We start from the raw sequence: 18,213 nt of genomic DNA on the forward strand, positions 1-18,213 counted from the left end.
CGCTTATCTGTTCACTCCCGCTGTATTAATGATGATCTGCCTCAATGAAGTGTGAAGTTTTTTAAAAACTTCACACTCGCATGCTGTTGTCGCGTTTCTAACGCGGTAATATCTGTCGCCATCCCTGACTGACTTTATTTCCCGCCGTATTCATATACAGGATGGCTTTATGGTGACAGCAACATGGTGACAGCAACCGAGCACGTTCAGCCCGCCACGCTACTCGATGAGGTGACGCACTACTGGAACCATCGCGCCGCCGGTTATAACCAGGTGAATGTTGCGGAATTACACAGCGACAAACGCCGTATCTGGCAGCAATTGATACTGCAACATGCGCCGGATCATTCACCGTTGAGCGTGTTGGATATCGGCACCGGGCCGGGCTTTTTTGCCGTCATGCTGGCGTTGGCCGGCCATGTGGTCACTGCGGTTGATGCCACGCCCGCCATGCTGGCGCAGGCGCGGCACAATGCTGCACACCACGGTGTGACGGTGCGTTTTTGTTGCGCCGACGTACAGGCGTTACCCTTTGCGGATAACAGTTTTGACCTGCTGGTCAGTCGCAACGTAACCTGGAATTTATCGCAGCCGCAGGCGGCCTATCAGTCGTGGCATCGGGTGTTGAAACCCGGCGGACGTTTGCTGAATTTTGATGCGAACTGGTATGCGCACCTGTTTAGTCAAACGGCGCGGCAGGCGTATTGGCGTGACCGGCAGCGGGCGCACGCGATGAATATCGCCGACCATTATGCTAATACCGACACCGTTGCGATGGAAAATATTGCCCGAACGCTGCCGCTTGGCAGGGAAATACGGCCACAGTGGGATATTCGGGCATTACGCGCGTGCGGTTTTCACCATGTTGCAGCCGAGAATGATATTTCCGCGCGGGTGTGGGATGACGAAGAACGTATTAATTATGCCTCGACGCCGATGTTCATGATCATGGCTGAAAAATAATACGGGAGCCATCAACATGTGCCATCGACATTATTTTCAGCGTGTATTGGTGGCGTTGCTGGTGATATTCAGCGCGCTGTCTTCTTATGCGCAACAGCCGCCGCAAACGCTCGTTTATGCCAGCACTAAAGATATTCGTGATATTAATCCGCATCTTTATGCCGGTGAAATGGCGGCGCAAAATATGGTATTTGAGCCGCTGGTTATCAATACGCCGCAGGGCGTCAAACCGTTTTTAGCCGAGCGCTGGGAGATTTCGCCCGATGGTCGGCAATACCGTTTTTATTTACGCCAGAACGTGCGCTTTAGCGATGGCGAGCCGTTTAATGCCGACGCCGTTAAACAAAATATCGAAGCGGTGCTGGAAAATTATCCGCGCCATGCCTGGCTTGAGCTGGTGCGCCAGATTGAGCGCGTAACCGTGGCCGGGCCTTATCAGGTAGAGATAACGCTGAAGTCACCCTATTACCCGACGCTTGTCGAGCTGGGGCTGACCCGGCCATTTCGCTTTATCTCACCCAAGGCGTTTATCGCCGGTCATACCCGAGAGGGCGTGAGCCATTATGCCGGAACCGGGCCGTGGCTGTTGTCTGACTATCAAAAAGACCGGTTCGCGCTGTTTCGCGCCAATCCTGATTACTGGGGGGCCAAACCCGCGATGCCTGCGGTGTTGTGGCGGGTCATCCCGGACCGGCAAACCATGCTGATGGCGCTGCAAAAATCCGAGGTGCAGTTAATCTTCGGCGCGGATGGCGACATGATTGATATGGAGAGTTTCGCCGCGCTACAGGCGTCCGGCCGTTATCAAACGTTAATGAGCGAACCGGTGGCCTCGCGCTCGCTGGTGCTTAATAGCAGCCGCCCGATCACCGGCGAGCAGGCGGTGCGCCGCGCGTTGCAATACGCGGTGGATAAAGAGGCTATCGCCAGCGGTATTCTGGCGCATACCGAAAGCGTGGCACACACGCTGATGGCGCGCAGCGTACCTTACTGTGACATCGACCTGCCGGTGTCGCGTTTTGATTTGTCTAAAGCCGCCCAAATGCTTGATGAGGCTGGCTGGCGGTTAACGGCTGGCAGCTCGGTGCGGGAAAAACAGGGGCGGGCGTTGACGCTGGTGCTCTCTTATAACCGCGATAACGCGGCAGAAGGTGAGATAGCCGAACTGATTCAGGATGATTTCAGGAAAATTGGCGTGCGCTTACAGCTGCTCGGTGAGGAGAAGCACGCCTTTCTCGATCGTCAAAAAGCCGGTGATTTTGACCTGCAATACGCACTGTCATGGGGAACGCCGTATGACCCGGCCTCGTATATCTCGTCGTTTCGTATTCCGGCGCATGCCGACTATCAGGCGCAGAAGGGGCTGCCTGGCAAGCGAGATATCGATGCCATGGTTGCGCAAATCCTGCTGACCCCCGATGAAGCAACGCGTCGGTCACGGTATGCGCAGCTGTTTACTCTGCTGGCGGATGAAGCCGTCTACATCCCGCTAACCTATTCCAGAACCAAAGCCATTTACTCTCCGGCGCTAAAAGGGGTGACGTTCAATGTGTCGCAGTATGAAATTCCCTTTGAGAAAATGTCTTTCTGATCGAGGGGGCGTCGGCGCCGCCGCACCGGGTGCCGCTGGCCTTAACCTCGCGCTTGACGGGAGGCCCTGATGCACCGTTACCTGCTAAACCGTTACCTGCTAAGACGCAGCCTGCTGTTGCTGCCGTTTATGGTGGCGGTGTCTTTGCTGGTGTTTGCCGTCATGCACCTGCTCCCCGCTGACCCGGCTGAAGTGGCGTTACGCAGTAATGCCATTACGCCCACGCCGGAGGCGATAGCGCTGACCCGGCACGAGCTCGGGCTGGATGCACCGTTCTGGTCACGATATCTACAGTGGCTCTGGCAGGTGTTACAGCTTGATTTTGGCCGCTCGTTTATTACCCGCGCCCCGGTGTTGGCGGTGTTTGCGCAAGCGTTACCCGCCACGCTGGAGTTGGCTGGCACGGCGTTTGTGCTGATTGTGCTGCTGTCCCTGCCGTTGGGCATCGGATGTGCGCTCAGAGAGAATCGCCTGTTTGATAAAACGGTGCGCTGCGTGCTGTTTATCACGGTGGCCATACCATCCTATTGGCTGGGATTGCTGTTGATATGGGGCCTGGCGGTGGGGCTTGCCGGGTTTGATGTCGTCGGGGGCGAGGGCCGCAGCGCGGTGGTGCTGCCTGCCATCACGCTGGCCGCTGGCTATCTCGGCACTTACGTGCGGCTTATCCGGGGGAACATGCTGGCGGCCCTGAACCAGCCTTTTGTGTGGTATGCCCGAGCCCGTGGAGTACCGGAGCGGGTGATAATCCTGCGCCATGTGCTGAGGAATTCACTGCACTCGGCGTTGAGTGCGATGGCCATGAGCCTGCCGAAACTGATGGCGGGCACGGTGGTGATAGAACATATTTTTGCCCGGCCCGGTATTGGCCGGCTGTGTGTCTCGGCGATCTTCAACCGCGATTATCCGGTTATCCACATGTACATTCTCTTTATGGCGATGCTGTTTCTGGTGAGCCACTTTCTGGTGGACATCGCGCACGCCTGGCTTGACCCACGCATGACAACAGGGGCGGCGCAATGAGGGAGAGAGCGTCCTTCACCGCGATTGTCGCAATGATGGCGGGCCTGTGGCTACGTATAAGGCGCGATCGCCTGTTGCTGCTGTGCGGCCTGCTGTTGGCGGTGGTCATCCTGGCCGGGCTGTTTGCGCCCTATATCACCTGGCACGACCCGCTGTTGACGGCGGTCAGGCAGAAATATCAGGGCATCAGTCTGGATTATCCACTGGGCACCGACAACCTTGGCCGCTGCATCTTCTCGCGCCTGGTGTATGGGGTGCGCACCACCGTTTTCTACAGTCTGCTGGCGATGTTTGGCACCGTGTCGCTGGGCGTGTTGGCGGGAGTGACGGCGGGTTATTGCGGCGGGCGTATCGATGCCTGGCTGATGCGCGCCTGCGATGTCATGCTGGCATTTCCGGCGGAGGTGATGATTCTGGCGCTGGCCGGTCTGTTGGGCCCCGGGCTGGATACCCTCTTGCTGGCGGTTATCGTGGTCAAATGGGCCTGGTATGCGCGCCTGATAAGAGCAATCGCCGTGCGCCAGCGGCATACCCACTATGTGGATTACGCCCGTCTGATTGGCGCACCCTCGCGACATATTATTACCCGCCATCTGTTGGTCGTGATGGCCGCTGAACTGGCTATTCTGGCGTCGGCGGACGTCGGCGGTGTGATGTTGCTGATTTCCGGGCTGTCGTTTCTTGGTTTGGGCGCGCAACCGCCTCAGCCAGAGTGGGGCAACATGCTCAGTGAGGCCAAACAGGTGATGCTGGTTCACCCTGAACAGATGTTACCTGCCGGGCTGGCTATCGCCGTGGTGGTGGCGGCGTTCAATATCGTTGGCGATGCGTTGCGCGATGGGCTTGACCCGGCCAGCCAGACCTCGCTACATCAACAGGTTGAGGCGAGTGGCGACGGCGGAGCGGCAACGAAGCGAGGTGTGGATGCAACCGTTACTGAGCGTTAACACCCTGTCGGTGCTTGACCGTCACAGCGGCGTGGTGAAAGTCGATGCGCGGCAATGGCAGCTCGGCACCCATGACAGCCTCGGTATCGTCGGCGAGAGCGGCAGTGGGAAAACGCTGCTGTGCCGCAGTCTGATGGGCCTGTTACCGCCGAATCTGCACGCCCATGGCGACGTGCAGTTTAATGGCCGGACATTACTGCCGTCTGCGCCAGCGTCGTGGCGCGCGCTGCGCGGGCGACAGATGGCGTTCATCATGCAAGATGCCATGGGCGCGTTTGACCCGCTGTGTACTCTGGCGCAGCAATGGGATGAAACCTTGCGCTGGCAAACCACGCTGTCGCGCGCGGCGCGGCACCAGCGCGCGATAGCGATGTTGACGGATTGGCGGGTGGATGACCCGCACACCGTCTTGCGCTGTTATCCGCATCAGTTATCCGGCGGCATGTTGCAGCGGGTGATGATGGCGCTGGCCTTCGCCGCTGCGCCCGCGCTGCTGATTGCCGATGAGCCCACCGCCTCGCTTGATAGCGTGACGCAATACGAGATAGTGCAGCAATTCAGGCAACAATTGCAGGCCAGCCGCAGCGCGCTGCTGCTGGTGTCGCACGATTTGGCGCTGGTGCAGGCGCTGGCCCGGCGCGTTATCGTGATGAAAGAGGGGCGCATTGTTGAGCAAGGGGAAACCGCCCGGGTGTTCTCGTCTCCGCAACATGAGTACACCCGCTATTTGGTTGCGATGCGGCGGCGGTTAAGCCAGCCTTTTTTGCGCCTGCGCCACGGAGTGACCGATGTGGCTTGATGTGCGACAGCTTGAGAAACACTACCCGGCGCATCCGCATCGTCTGTTTAGCCGCGAGCGCCACCGGGTTATTAATGGCGTGTCGTTTGCATTGGCGCGTGGCGACTGTCTGGGGCTGGTGGGGGCGAGCGGTTCAGGGAAAAGTACCCTTGCCCGCCTGATAGCGGGACTGGAGCGCCCCGATAGCGGCAGTGTCTGGCTGGCGGGCGAACCTGTCTGGAACGCGCCGCCGGGCCGCGTGCGCATCAGCGGTGTTTTTCAGGATTATCGCCGTGCCATTAACCCTACCATGACGGTGCAGCAGGCCATCGCCGAACCCTTGCGATTGCGGGCGGCATTAAGCCCGCGCCAGCTTGCCGGGCAGGTGGCCGAGATACTGATGATGGTGGGGCTGTCGCCTCAGTTGGCGGTGCGCTACCCCCATGCGCTCTCCGGCGGGCAAATACAGCGGGTGTGCATTGGCCGGGCAATAGCGGATGCAGCGCAATTATTGATTCTTGATGAAGCGATAAGCGCGCTGGACGTGTGCTCGCAAGTCCAGATTCTGGATCTGCTGGCAGAGCTCAGGCAGCGCATTACGCTCACCTGTATATTGATAACCCATGACATGCAGGCGGCGGCGTATCTGTGTAATCGGTTCCTGTTCTTGCATGAGGGCGCCATTATTGAAGAGGCCGATGTCGCTCACCTCGGCGCACTGTCACACCCGGTGGCCAGACGGTTGCTGCACGCGGTGCAGGTGTTTGACTGATGTCGCATGCAGGCTGGGGCGTTAGCGGCATCACGCGGTATTAAAAAAACGCGCAGACGCTGTGTGGCTTCACAGAAATGTGCCGGGAATTGTTGCACGATGACGCGGTTTTCGGCTGCCTGGCATTTGGCAGAAATAGTCGGCAGAGACAGTCGGTATTGGAGTGCGCGAACCAGGGAGCGGGTATGAAGCAGGGTGTAAAACGGTCAGGCTGGCTGTGTGTACTGGTTGGCTTGATGGCGCTCGGTAGCGGCGGCGTCAGCGCGGCCAGCCAGGTGGCGAATGCCGTACCAGCCTGTGGCGCAGGGCTCACCAGCGCGCCGTCTGCGGCGACTCCCGCGCCTGCCGTGAGCTGGGCCCGTGGCGTGGAGAACCAGCGTAAAGCGGATTTGGCCAACGGCTGCTACCTCAATCCTATCTTATCCGGCGACCACCCCGACCCGACTATCCTTAAAGAAGGCCGTGATTACTACATGACCTTCTCATCGTTTGATGCCATTCCTGGCCTGGTCATCTGGCATTCACAAGACCTGATCAACTGGCAACCGCTGGGCCCGGCGATAACCACGCCGGTTGATGCTATTTGGGCCCCGGAACTGACAAAATATCAGGGGCGTTATTATCTCTATTTTATTACCAATAAAACCGACCCGGTTTCCGGTGCCAAAACCAAGAAATTCTACGTCACGACGACCGATGACATTCGCCACGGCGGCTGGAGCCTGCCTCATGAAATCGTGGTGAAAGACGCCAAAGGCGGCAACGGCGCTACCAGTGACCCCGGCCACATCGTCGGCGAAGACGGCAAGCGCTACATTTTTATGTCTGGCGGAGTGCGGGTGCAACTGAAGGATGACGGCACCGCTGTGGCCGAGGGCGAGGCCGGTATTGCGCGCGTGGTCTACAACGGCTGGCAATATCCACAGGAGTGGGACGTGGAAAGCTTCTCGCAAGAGGGGCCGAAAATGTTGCGGCATGGCGAATATTTCTACATGGTGCTGGCTGAAGGGGGCACCGCAGGCCCGCCAACCGGACATATGGTGGTGGTGGCTCGCTCCCGTTCAGTGAACGGCCCGTGGGAGAATTCGCCCTACAACCCGATTATTCGCACTCAGGATGCGCGTGAGAAATGGTGGTCACGCGGCCATGCCACCCTGGTCGAAGGGCCAAACGGCCAGTGGTATATGGTTTACCACGGCTATGAAAACGGCTTTATGACGCTGGGGCGGCAAACGTTGCTGGAGCCTATCGAATGGACATCCGACGGCTGGTTTAAAGCCGCAGGGTACGATGTGGGCGAGCCTATCCCTGCGCCGCCGGGCGGGACGGCGGTGGCGCACGGGCTGGCATTGTCTGACAGTTTTCGTCCTGAACGGTTCGACAAGGTCTGGAGTTTCTATATGCCGGGGGCGGATGAGGCATCGCGCCTGCGTTTTGATGACGGCAGCCTGATTCTGCGCGCGCGTGGACATAGCCCGAAAGACTCGCCGCCGCTGGTGATGAACGCCGGTGATTTGTCATACCAGATTGAGATGGAGATGACGTTCGAGCCGCAAGCGCAAGCCGGGTTGTTACTGTTCTACAGCAACCGGCTGTATGCCGGGCTGGCGTTTAATGCACAGGGCACGGTGTTGCATCGCTACGGGCTTGAGCGCAATGGCGCGGCGATCGCCGATATCACCACGTCGCATGTTTATATCCGGCTGACCAACCGGCGCAATATTCTGACGTTGTACACCAGCCCGGATGGCGAAAAATGGACTAAGTACGGCGTGCAAATGGACGTGTCCGGTTACAACCAAAACGTCGGTTACGACTTTCAGGCATTAAGGCCCGCGATATACGCAGCGGGAGAAGGGCAGGTACGTTTTTCTCATTTTCGCTATAGCGCACTGCCGTGATAGCAAAAACGGTGGCCTGATTGCTGTCACCCGCGTCGGTCAACCGGGCGGTTTTCTTATCATGTTCATGGAGGATGTGTCTTATGTCATACCGTTATTCGCGTTTATCTTTACTGAGTCTTGGTTTATTGGCCGGGTTGTCTGGCGCAATGGTGACGGCGACCCCGGCGCTGGCGGCCACCGCAGGCTGCAATAAAAGCTGTGTGGATTACCTGCGCGACAATGAGCAGGCCCGGCCATTAACGTCCGCGTTGATTGCTTCTATCAGCGATGCGTCCCTGCGCACGCAATTCACCACGTATCTCAATGCCTCTGCCAGCGCCCGCAGTGCCGATAAAGCGGCGCTGGCAGCGGAGCGCAAAGGCATGACCAGCTTCCCGGCCCCACGCGGCTCGGCCAAAGGCAACCTGAGCACCATGCCGCTCAATCAATCTGCGGCGTATTACCAGTCGGATGACGCGCTGAAAATCGCTCAGGAGATCATGAGCTATCAGATACCGTCCGGCGGGTGGGGCAAGAATATGGCGCGTACCGGCGTGGTGCGAGCCAAGGGCGAGTCCTACATCGTTGATGAGCTGGATGCCAGCGAGTCCGGTAGCTGGCGCTATGTCGGCACCGTAGATAATGGCGCGACCACTACGGAACTGCGTTATTTGGCGAAAGTGCAGGCCGCGCGCGCCAGCGGCGCAGAGGTCGCCAAAATTCAGGACAGCATCGTGCGTGGGGTGAAATACCTGTTGAATGCTCAGTATCCGAATGGCGGCTGGCCGCAGGTTTACCCGCTGGCGGGCTGGTATAACGATGCCATTACCCTCAACGACGATGCGATGCTGCGGGTGGTGAAGTTGCTCAATGAGATAGGCAGCGCCAGCAACAGCGATTTTAAATTCCTCGATAATGCCACGCGCGTAAGCGCGCAGCAGCAGGCAACAAAAGGGATTAACTGGTTGCTGAATAATCAGGTGAAAGTGAGCGGGAAGCTGACTATCTGGGGTCAGCAGCATGATATGTTGACGCAGTTACCCACGGCGGCCCGTGCGTTTGAAATGGCTGCGCTCAGTAGCTCGGAAAGCGCTCAGATAACGCTATTCCTGATGTCATTGCAGTCGCCCAGCGTTCAGGTACGACGCGCGGTGTATGCGGCGGCGGATTTCTTTAACGCCACCCAGATAAAGGGCCAGTCCTGGTCAAATGGCAAGCTGTCCAGCGCACCGAATGGGGTGCTGTGGGCGCGCTTCTATGATCTCGCCGCCTACACGCCGGATGCCAGCAACGTTGCCAAACGCGCTCAGGTGCTATTCGGCGACCGCCCGGAACCGCATGACAGCAGCGCATTCGGTCTGGTATTTAGCTCCATTACCTCCGTCTCCACCGAGCGCCTGACGGGGTATGCCCAATACAATTCTACAGGGCAGAACGTGTTGAACACCTTCGCCACCTGGAGCCAGAGTAACCCTCGCCCCTGATAACCCGCCCTCGGATAAATCGCCGTGCCTGCCGATAAGCAGGCACGGTGTCTCCTGCGCCACGGCATTGATGCCGTTGATATAGCCATCGGTGCGCCAGCGGTGGTCAAGCCGATTATTGACATAGATAGACGGAAACATAAAGGTGGCGCCTGCCCGCCCAAAGGGGTTTCTTCGCCAGAAAAGTGCGGCTAACGTGTTAGTCTGAATCAGGGTAAATTTAATGGAATAACGGGTGATGATTTTAATGGGTAAGTTATTCAGCAGTGCCTGTCAGTACATTGGCAAGCTTGTGCTAGCAGTTCTCTTCTTTGGTGCGATGTTTAGCGCGTATGCCCAACCCGTTGACGGGGTGGGCTTTCGGCGATTAGCGGTTATTGATCCTGTCGCCAAAAAGCCAATGGACGCGGTCTATTTCTATCCTGGCGACATCTATCCCGGCAATACAGAGGTAGCGGCGCAAAGTCACTTCGGGCCCTATCATGTCTTGGCACGTAATGGCGCAAAAGTGGAGCCCGGCAGGTATCCGCTGATTGTGATTTCGCATGGAAATGCCGGCAGCTTGTGGAGCCACCATTCTCTGGCGACCACGCTTGCCCGGCAGGGCAATATTGTCATTACCCTCAGTCATCCCGGCGACAATTACAAAGATCAATCCGGTGCAGGGGCGACCAGCACCATATATGGTCGCCCCCTGCAAATCTCTGCGGCAGTGACTGCCGCACTGACGAATCCCGATATTGGTCAATATATTGATGCTGACCGCATCGCATTCATTGGTTTCTCTGCGGGTGGCGAAACGGGGTTACTTCTGGCAGGTGGCAAGATTGATGCGTCACGTTATGTCAGCTACTGCAAACATCATCAGGCAGAAGCGATATGTTTGGCGAAGGGGCAGATCAAGAATGACCGTCCGGCACTGTCTCCTGAACCTGACTTTCGCATCAAAGCCTGGGTATTGATGGCACCGGTGAGCGCGCCTTTTTCTCCTGCGTCGCTTAACACGCTGGCTAAACCAACGTTAATCTTTACCGGCGATAAGGATGAGGAATTGTCGTGGCATGAGAATGCTGAAACGCTAGCGAAAACACTGCCATCCAAACCGCAGCTTAAGGTCATCGCGGATGCCGGGCATTTTATCTTCCTCTCCCCTTGTTCAACGGAGCTGCGAGCGGCCATTCCTGCATTGTGTGAAGATTCCCCGAAGGTTGACCGCTCTGCGGTACATCGCATGATAAGTGATGACATCTCCCGTTTTCTTAACGGCGTCTGGCAGGGGACTGGAAGGCGTTAAGGACGCCAGTTCCTGATGAATCACACCACTAGGCGGGTGTAAAAGGCGGCGGTTATGGCAATAGCCGTACAGCACGCCTTTTTCACCCGCTGACTGCGTAAAAGGATGACAACGGTAAGCGCCAGATAGTGAGCATCAGCAGCGATTTGGTATTTGACATATTTTTATGATGCACATAATATGACGACCATCATGTTAAATAAACTTACACGTAAACAAGCCACCCATGAGCGCATCGTTGCTGTCGCAGCCCGTGCTATACGGCGCGCGGGCATTAACGGTGTCGGCGTTGCCGATATGATGAAAGAGGCAGGCCTCACGCATGGTGGATTCTATGCCCACTTCGAATCACGGGATGCGCTTGTGGTCGAGGCCATACGGCGCGCCTGGGTTGATAGTTCCACCGCGCTCAAAGAGGCGATGGCATCTCGCGTGGCGTGCGGCGAAAGCGACTTTGCAGCGCTGGTCTACTCTTATCTGCACGAAAATCATCTGGAGCAAATCGAGTGTGGTTGTGTTGTGGCGGCTTTGGCTTCGGAAATGCCCCGTATGGTCGATGCTGTACGTGACGAAGCGCGCCGCAATGTGAATGCACTAATCGCGTTGGTGCGCTCAACGCTGCCAGCGGGTGTTGACCCAGCGTGTGCAGAAGGTGCCGCAGCCAGAATGGTTGGCGCATTGCAGTTGGCCCGCGTGCTTGGTGGCAAGGCGGGTCGTGACTTGCTGGTGCAAACCAGTCGGCAGCTCATTACCGAGTTTGAACCTATTTCCCACCACTGAGGCTGTCAAGTTAACCAGGCAGCTTTGTTATCGCCCAGAAATATGATGGTCATCATAAAGAGGTATTACATGAAAATTGCTGATTCAACGGTTCTTATCACCGGAGCTAACAGAGGTATCGGACTGGCTTTCGCCAAGGCTTTTCTTGCTCGCGGCGCGCGCAAGGTTTATGCGGGGGCGCGCGATCCTTCCGGTATCACCTTACCGGGTGTCGAACCACTCAAACTCGACGTCACTTCGGCTGGCGACGTTGAGTCTGCTATGCGTGTGGCGGGGGACGTAGACATCGTGGTCAATAATGCGGGTATAGCCGCCGTCGGCGGATTTCTTTCCGATGACGCAGAAGAGCTCCTTCGTCGTCACTTCGAAACGAATGTTTTCGGGGTGTTACGCGTGAGCCGTGCATTTGCGCCAGTGCTTGCACGTAACGGCGGCGGTGCACTGTTAAACGTTGCCTCTATTGGTAGTTGGCTGAGTTTTCCAATGCTTGCGACCTATGCAACGTCGAAGGCCGCAGTATGGAGTTTGAGTAATGGCTTGCGTAACGAACTGCGCGAGCAGGGAACGCAGGTGATGTCATTGCACATGGGGTTCGTTGACACCGATCTCACCAAGGGGCTTGACGCCCAGAAATCAACCCCAGAGGCGATTGTTGAATATGCTCTTGATGCTCTGGAAGCCGGTGCGGAAGAGGCGTTAGCCGACGAACTCACTCGGCAGGTACATAGCGGTTTGTCCGCCGCCGCGCCGGTCTATCTGACGCCGCGTTGAAATTGTTCTGCCCTCACTGTGTCGATAAATTCAAGGATGAATGAATTTTTGAGAAACATAGCCACTTTGTTGCCTGCAAAGTGGCTTTTGCTGCACGTCTAACCTGGAAATACCCATGACACCACCCATGTTCGCTCTCATGCAATTTAACGGAAACGACTGCCCAAAATATTTTGCGCAATATGGCTCCCTGATGAAGGCAGCGGTGCAGACGTTCGGTGGGCCGTCACGGGCTCAGGCTTTGGCAGACGGTCTTACTGGAATATTGGCAACGATGACACCAAGCGTTATCACGGCGACGCCCATTACATTGGGTAAAGAGAAGTGCTCACCAAGCAGTGGAACCGCTAACAAATAGGCGAGGGCAGGACACAGGGAACCTATCAACGCACTTTGACCAGGACCCAATCGTTGCACGGCGACGGTATAACTCAAACTTGAAACAATACCGGTACCTAACCCTTGTATTAGCAGAAAGGGGAGCATGTCATGCCATGCCGCGTTGCTAAGATGTGACTCGACCAGACCTGCCATCATCAGACTGAGTAATATCAGAGTGGATGGAATGCTAAGCAACAAGACACACCCAATCGTATCCAATCCGCTGCGGCGAATTGCCAGCGTGTAGGCTCCCCATAGAAGACTTGCCAACAGTAGCAGAGTCCCGCCACCGATCATGTCTTTGTTAAATCCGGGCATTACCATCCATGCAACGCCAGCCAGGATAAGCAGAATGGCGCGCAATTGTTGTTTACTCGCACGATGCCGGAAAACCAGGAAAGCCAGCAGAATGACGGCGAGTGGCGATGTACCCGCAATCAGCGCCGCCACATGAGCGGCAGATGTAAGATGCCCTCCCGCCGACGCGATAAAAAAATAGGGAATGCCGCCGCCAACAAGTATGGCTATGACTTCAATTGGGCGCAGGGTAGAGAGTTGTCTCAAACGCGCAGGGAGCCAGGGCAACAGGAGTAGTGTGGGGACGCCAAAACGAAACAGCGCAACATCAGCCACTGATAGCGGGGAGGCACCGATAGCTCGGATGGATATTGCAAACAGTGACCACGCGATTACTGCAATGGCCATCGCAATATAGCCAAAAACCATTCCTTTGGTTCGATTTTGCTTCACCTCGCCACGTTGAATATTTCTCTCATTTTTCACATTCTCGACGTGCATCTGGCTCCATCCCGGTAACAGTGTTTGTTTTAAACATGCTACGCAGTTTTTGATGGTGAATTGATGCTATTTCATCTATTTTTAAGTTTTGATTTAGTGGGATCCTCCAATAATGGATAAGATAGATTCGACAGATCGACAAATCATTGCACTCTTACAGCAAGAGGGGCGACTAACCATTCAAGAGTTGTCTCAGAAAATCAATCTTTCCCCGACTCCGTGCCTGCGGCGAGTGAGGCTGTTGGAGAAAGCTGGCGTTATAAGTGGCTATACAGCCGTTGTAAATGAGGAAGCCTATGGGCTGCCAATCACCGCGTTGGTGCGAATCCGTTTGGAACATCATTCAGAATCATCGGTACGCACATTCGAGCAATCGGTGGGCTTCATTGACGAAATCATGGACTGTTATGTCATGGCGGGTGATGCAGACTATTTGCTGCGTGTGTTGGTTGGCAGCTTTCGCGACTACGAACGCTTTGTACGAGACAAGCTACAGAAAATTGGTGGTATTGCTGCGATTGAGACCAGTTTTGCCTATGGCGTGGTTAAACGCGCAAAGGTCTTTCCTCGTCTTTAAATGCGTAATCGACCGGGTACACGAAGAGCCGTGTGAACGACCTCGCGCGCTTCGTTGCACAACGCCGCCTCACTTCATCGTCATATCGTGGTTTACATGTACGCACAGGCTGGCAGCAGAGAATTCGGTCTCCTGACCCCCGCCAGCCTATGTTTAACACTATTGACATTGAGCACTGATGACACTGAGCACTGATGGCATTGAACGCGGATAAAATTATCTATTTTATCCGTGGTTTGTGCTCCGATTTGCCGCAACGAGTGAGCCTCGGTCGGTCGCAACGTGCCCGGCCATAACAGCCTGAATCAACGCATCCCGATTTTTAGGCGCGCTGGCTGCATTGGCGGCTGCTAAGGCACGTTTTAGCTCATCAATAGCGAGCTCAGTGCAATAGGCCGGTGTACCCGGCTGCTGACGCCATGATTCCGCAAGCGGCCCGGCATCCACGACGTCAAACCCCGTATCATTCACAAGTTCAGCGACAATCTGCTTTGCAGTGACATTATCGCCACTTATCGGAATGGCCAGACGGCCCGGTGCGCCGGGTTCACGGGATGCTGCTTTGAGCGTCGCGCTCCCCAATGCGTTCCAGGCTTTGATGACCGGTTTACCCACTTGTTCGCTCACCCAGACCGTCTCCGGCTTGCCATTGCGTACGTCGCTAATGTCGCCATCCCTGAAAGGGTAGTAATTAGATGTATCAATGATAATGGCGTCAGCCGGGGCTGATTCCAGCAACCTTGCGGCCTCGCGATTCACATTGAAAGGGAGTGAGAGGATAACGACCTGCGCACCTTGCGCGGCTTCAGTGGCGGTGACAGCCAATATATTGGTGCCTTGAATACTTTCAGCCAAACTTGCGGGATCGCGGGAGTTGGCAAGCCTGACTACGTGGCCCGCGCTAGATAGTTTGCGGGCAAGCTCGGCACCAATAGCGCCAGCCCCGATGATGCCAATGTTCATACCGTGACTCCTAACGTATTCGTCAATCTTAAGGTGAGGTTTATCGTGGCCGTCTTATTCGGGGCACGATGCAGAAGGTCTTTCAGGGCCAATGGCGGACATTAACGGACGCAATAGCCTTCAGGCAGCGAGCCCCGCAAGCGATTTATTCAATACTGTGTACCTGGGTTAAAAATCCCGCATAAGATCGGAAATTATCTCTCCCTGGTGGGATGTATTGATAGCCTTTCAACAGCGTTACCCTGACATCACCGTATTTTGTCATTCTAGCGAGAGAGTTGTTGATTTGTTCGAAGATGGCATCGACGTAGCGCTCAGAATGGGAAATTTAAATACCGATAATGTGATTGCTAAACCTGTCATGGCCGTGGAAGCGCTTTTTGTGGCAAGTCCCGCATTATTAGCACGTTACGGTACGCCGCAGACACTGGAAGACATGGCAAAACTGCCAATTGCCGCGTGGGAAAGCCTCAATCATGGTTCTTTTGAATGGGGAATGGGATCGGTAAAGGTCAAGTACGAGCCTGCGTTTTCCAGCAATAACTCACAGGGGTTAATTCATTATGCGCTAAGTGGTATGGGGGTCGCACAGGTGCTGGATTTTTCGGCCAGACCCTGGCTGGAAAGTGGTGAACTGATACGGCTTTTACCCGGGATAACGATGCAAAACCTCCCGCTACACCTTGTCTATGCCCGGCATAAACATCCATCCGCCCTGGTGCGCGCGTATCTGGATTTTTGTTTAGAATGGGTGGGAAAGCTCAACGTCTCTTCCAGCCAGTCGGCCAGTCACACCCCCCAACCAGACGGTGTCCAAACGCTGTCGCGATGACGGGGATTGCGCAGGTCAATTGTGCCCGTAGCCAATGCGACCGGAGAGACGCGAAGACCGGTCTTGCCAAAAATGGTGTCCATGTGCGCGGTTGATAAAAACGCCCGTCAGAGAGAGGCCGACGGCTGTAACCGCCATCAACTGCGGTGGTCGTTCGCTGACCTATCCTCAGGGGCGGTCGTGTTCAGTGACGCGAGGATCTTGTTGCGGCAAACCGTCAGGATTTCATCGGCCAGCGGCGAGTCGTCTGGGCAGGCGCGTGACATGACGATGGCGCCGATAGCGTGCGCCAGTATATCAAGGTATCGGGAGCGGGCAGCGTCAGCATCGGTTGCGTCAGGCGCGGGGTTGGCTTGACTGAGTGCGGCCAGTACACTTTCGATACCGGCTGCAAACGTTGCCCGAACGGCCTGCGGCTGGCGCGCGGCATCGCCACTGAGCGCCGCTATCGTGCAGCCTGTTGAGCGCGCGTCGCGATGCTCGCGCGAGAGATAACTTTGCACGAGCGCCGATATGTCCAGGTCAGCCGACAGCTCCGCTGTTTGAGCGAGGCCGCACGCGGCCGATTCCACCATCAAGTCAGCCTTAGAGCGGAAATGTTTGTAGAAACCGCCGTGGGTGAAACCTGCCTCCGCCATGAGATCGGCAACACCAATCCCATCGTAACCGCGTTCACGAAACAGCGTCGATGCCGTTTCAACAATGTGTGCCCGGTTTGCCTGCGCCTGCGCCTTGGTGACTTTCATATCCGTTCCATTCCGTTCCATTATGAGTTCATGCCGTAAGCAATAGCGCCACTATACATTGATTACGATCGTAATCAAAATATTGACAGTTTAGATTATGGTTGTCATGATTAAATCCAATGACAACGCCGAAAGCTGAAATGGCACGACCGAGAAAACGTTTTTCGGCGAGTGCAGTGGCTAAACGCGCCAACTCACCTCTCACCTCATTCATGCAAAGGAAGACAATGATGACCAAGCCTGCAACAGTCCTCATCACCGGGGCGTCCAGTGGTATTGGTGCTACAGCCTTCGTGCTCTTTCTGTCGCAAGGCTTGCATCTCGAACTTTCACCCCATGGCGTTTATGTACAAGCCGTGCTGCCCGCCGCGACCCGCACGGAAATCTGGGAGCGCGCCGGTATTGATATCAATACGCTGCCTGAAGTGATGGACGTGGATGAGCTGGTCGATGCCGCACTGGTGGGCTTCGATCGCCGTGAGCTGATCACCATACCACCGCTGCATGTCGCTGAACGCTGGGATGCTTTGGATGGGGCGCGTCAAGCTTTGCTGTCGGACTTGCGGCAGGCGCATGCCGCTGAACGCTATCGGGCCCGATAAGTATCGACAGTCACGTATTGACTTGCCTCACACGTCTGTTGCGTCGCGCGGCACACTCCGCCACCCAGAGGTCGGGCAGTCATTTGCAATAATAATCAGGAGTATTGAATGAAAAGAGAGAGACGCGTAGCGCTCGTTACCGGGGCCTCATCGGGTATCGGGAGAGCCACTGCCGACAAACTTGTCGCGGCCGGTTATCGGGTCTACGGCACGAGCAGACGGGGGGCTCAGGCGGGGTTGTACGCATTCCCTCTGCTGGCGATGGATGTGACGGATGATGACTCTGTCGCCGCCGCCGTCGGTGAACTGCTGCGCCTGGAAGGGCGCATCGATCTGCTGGTCAATAATGCTGGCTCCGGCCTTAGCCCGGCGGCAGCGGAGGAGAGCTCGATTGCACAGGTTCGTGCGCTGTTTGACACCAACGTGCTTGGCGTCGTCAGAGTGACCCATGCTGTTTTACCCACTATGCGCAAGCAAGGCAGTGGCCGCATCTTGAATGTCGGGTCGGGGCTGGGGATTATTCCGGCACCTTATAACGCGCACTACTCGGCGACTAAACATGCGATTGAAGGGTATTCCGAATCTCTTGACCACGAAGTGCGCGAGTTTGGGGTACGCGTCGCGGTTATCCAACCGGGCGTTACGCGGACGTTATTTGACTCCAGTACCACCCCCTGCGATAAGCCTCTGCCAGCCTATGATGTGAGCCGCCAGAAATATCTGGTCGCCTACGAGAGCGCCATGTCCGTAGCGGATAGCGCCGATAGCGTGGCTGAAACCATCGTACTGGCGGCAAACGATGACACGCCGCGTCTACGCTATCCCTCGGGAAAAGTCGCGCGTCAGGGCGCTTTTGCCCGGCGATTTCTTCCGCGTGCTTTCTTCGACAAGATGCTGCACAAGCAATTTGGTCTGGGCTAACGCCTGCCAGTCAATGGCCATGCGATGAACACCGCTAGTCGGTGGCAGCGCAGCGCCCGGCATGATGTAGAGGGCAGTGCAGGGGCTTTTTGCCTGTACGAGAAATT

Annotated in this window: 17 protein-coding genes and 1 pseudogene; 15 read left to right on the forward strand and 3 right to left on the reverse strand. The window is 56.3% G+C overall.

The features are described 5' to 3' along the window. Positions 1-183 precede the first annotated feature (183 nt). The 11 genes from O1Q98_RS19415 to O1Q98_RS19465 all read left to right on the forward strand — a co-directional run bounded on the left by O1Q98_RS19415 (position 184) and on the right by O1Q98_RS19465 (position 12,286). Positions 184-963 carry a class I SAM-dependent methyltransferase gene (locus tag O1Q98_RS19415; RefSeq protein WP_125259907.1) on the forward strand — a complete coding sequence of 260 codons (780 nt, stop codon included), beginning with the start codon at positions 184-186 and terminating at the stop codon, positions 961-963. A 16-nt stretch (positions 964-979) separates the two neighbouring features. Beyond that, complete coding sequence (gene nikA, locus O1Q98_RS19420; protein ID WP_125259906.1) at positions 980-2,554, forward strand: nickel ABC transporter substrate-binding protein; 1,575 nt, start codon at positions 980-982, stop codon at positions 2,552-2,554. Between the two features lie 69 nt (positions 2,555-2,623). After that, positions 2,624-3,577 carry a nickel/cobalt ABC transporter permease gene (gene opp1B, locus O1Q98_RS19425; protein ID WP_125259905.1) on the forward strand — a complete coding sequence of 318 codons (954 nt, stop codon included), beginning with the start codon at positions 2,624-2,626 and terminating at the stop codon, positions 3,575-3,577. Next, entirely contained in the window at positions 3,574-4,524 is a 951-nt protein-coding gene (gene opp1C / locus O1Q98_RS19430; RefSeq protein WP_240632776.1) for a nickel/cobalt ABC transporter permease, read from the forward strand. The genes opp1B and opp1C overlap by 4 nt, the downstream gene beginning before the upstream one ends. After that, complete coding sequence (locus tag O1Q98_RS19435; protein WP_125259904.1) at positions 4,502-5,323, forward strand: ATP-binding cassette domain-containing protein; 822 nt, start codon at positions 4,502-4,504, stop codon at positions 5,321-5,323. Before opp1C ends, O1Q98_RS19435 begins: the two co-directional genes overlap by 23 nt. Beyond that, positions 5,313-6,074: an ABC transporter ATP-binding protein gene (locus O1Q98_RS19440; protein WP_125259903.1), complete on the forward strand. Its 762-nt coding sequence runs from the start codon at positions 5,313-5,315 to the stop codon at positions 6,072-6,074. Before O1Q98_RS19435 ends, O1Q98_RS19440 begins: the two co-directional genes overlap by 11 nt. Before the next feature lie 185 nt (positions 6,075-6,259). Further along, positions 6,260-7,975, forward strand: coding sequence for a family 43 glycosylhydrolase (locus O1Q98_RS19445; protein ID WP_240632775.1), 1,716 nt, complete (start codon positions 6,260-6,262; stop codon positions 7,973-7,975). An 83-nt stretch (positions 7,976-8,058) separates the two neighbouring features. After that, the gene (gene pelA, locus O1Q98_RS19450; protein WP_164513008.1) at positions 8,059-9,441 is read left to right on the forward strand and encodes a pectate lyase; all 1,383 of its coding nucleotides are present in this window, start codon (positions 8,059-8,061) and stop codon (positions 9,439-9,441) included. A 247-nt stretch (positions 9,442-9,688) separates the two neighbouring features. Continuing rightward, a complete protein-coding gene (locus tag O1Q98_RS19455) occupies positions 9,689-10,735 on the forward strand; it encodes an alpha/beta hydrolase family protein (RefSeq protein ID WP_125259901.1) in 1,047 nt (348 codons plus the stop codon). Positions 10,736-10,927: 192 nt separating this feature from the next. Continuing rightward, on the forward strand, positions 10,928-11,515 hold the full coding sequence (locus O1Q98_RS19460; protein WP_240632774.1) for a TetR/AcrR family transcriptional regulator: 588 nt from the start codon (positions 10,928-10,930) through the stop codon (positions 11,513-11,515). 69 nt (positions 11,516-11,584) lie between these two features. Then, positions 11,585-12,286, forward strand: a complete 702-nt coding sequence (locus O1Q98_RS19465; RefSeq protein ID WP_125259899.1) for an SDR family oxidoreductase — start codon at positions 11,585-11,587, stop codon at positions 12,284-12,286. 234 nt (positions 12,287-12,520) lie between these two features. Here O1Q98_RS19465 and O1Q98_RS19470 read toward each other — a convergent pair whose 3' ends face one another. Continuing rightward, positions 12,521-13,465, reverse strand: coding sequence for a DMT family transporter (locus O1Q98_RS19470; RefSeq protein ID WP_125259898.1), 945 nt, complete (start codon positions 13,463-13,465; stop codon positions 12,521-12,523). Between the two features lie 112 nt (positions 13,466-13,577). On the opposite strand from O1Q98_RS19470, the gene O1Q98_RS19475 reads away from it, so the two are divergent. Then, positions 13,578-14,042, forward strand: coding sequence for an Lrp/AsnC family transcriptional regulator (locus O1Q98_RS19475; RefSeq protein WP_205744269.1), 465 nt, complete (start codon positions 13,578-13,580; stop codon positions 14,040-14,042). A 225-nt stretch (positions 14,043-14,267) separates the two neighbouring features. Here the strand turns inward: O1Q98_RS19475 and O1Q98_RS19480 are convergent, their stop codons facing one another. Then, positions 14,268-15,005 carry an NADPH-dependent F420 reductase gene (locus O1Q98_RS19480; RefSeq protein WP_125259897.1) on the reverse strand — a complete coding sequence of 246 codons (738 nt, stop codon included), beginning with the start codon at positions 15,003-15,005 and terminating at the stop codon, positions 14,268-14,270. A gap of 217 nt (positions 15,006-15,222) precedes the next feature. Between O1Q98_RS19480 and O1Q98_RS19485 the strand changes: the two genes are divergently transcribed. Beyond that, positions 15,223-15,837: a substrate binding domain-containing protein gene (locus O1Q98_RS19485; RefSeq protein ID WP_240632773.1), complete on the forward strand. Its 615-nt coding sequence runs from the start codon at positions 15,223-15,225 to the stop codon at positions 15,835-15,837. Positions 15,838-15,974: 137 nt separating this feature from the next. On the opposite strand, the gene O1Q98_RS19490 is transcribed toward O1Q98_RS19485, so the two are convergent. Further along, on the reverse strand, positions 15,975-16,583 hold the full coding sequence (locus O1Q98_RS19490; RefSeq protein WP_125259896.1) for a TetR/AcrR family transcriptional regulator: 609 nt from the start codon (positions 16,581-16,583) through the stop codon (positions 15,975-15,977). A 278-nt stretch (positions 16,584-16,861) separates the two neighbouring features. On the opposite strand from O1Q98_RS19490, the pseudogene O1Q98_RS19495 reads away from it, so the two are divergent. Together O1Q98_RS19495 and O1Q98_RS19500 are read left to right on the forward strand one after the other, a co-directional pair. After that, positions 16,862-17,185, forward strand: a pseudogene (locus O1Q98_RS19495) (SDR family NAD(P)-dependent oxidoreductase); the annotation flags it as partial. Between the two features lie 108 nt (positions 17,186-17,293). Further along, positions 17,294-18,106: an oxidoreductase gene (locus O1Q98_RS19500; protein ID WP_125259895.1), complete on the forward strand. Its 813-nt coding sequence runs from the start codon at positions 17,294-17,296 to the stop codon at positions 18,104-18,106. The last annotated feature ends 107 nt before the right edge of the window (positions 18,107-18,213 follow it).

The sequence above is a fragment of the Dickeya lacustris genome (assembly GCF_029635795.1).
In the GTDB taxonomy this organism is placed as follows: Bacteria; Pseudomonadota; Gammaproteobacteria; order Enterobacterales; family Enterobacteriaceae; genus Dickeya; species Dickeya lacustris.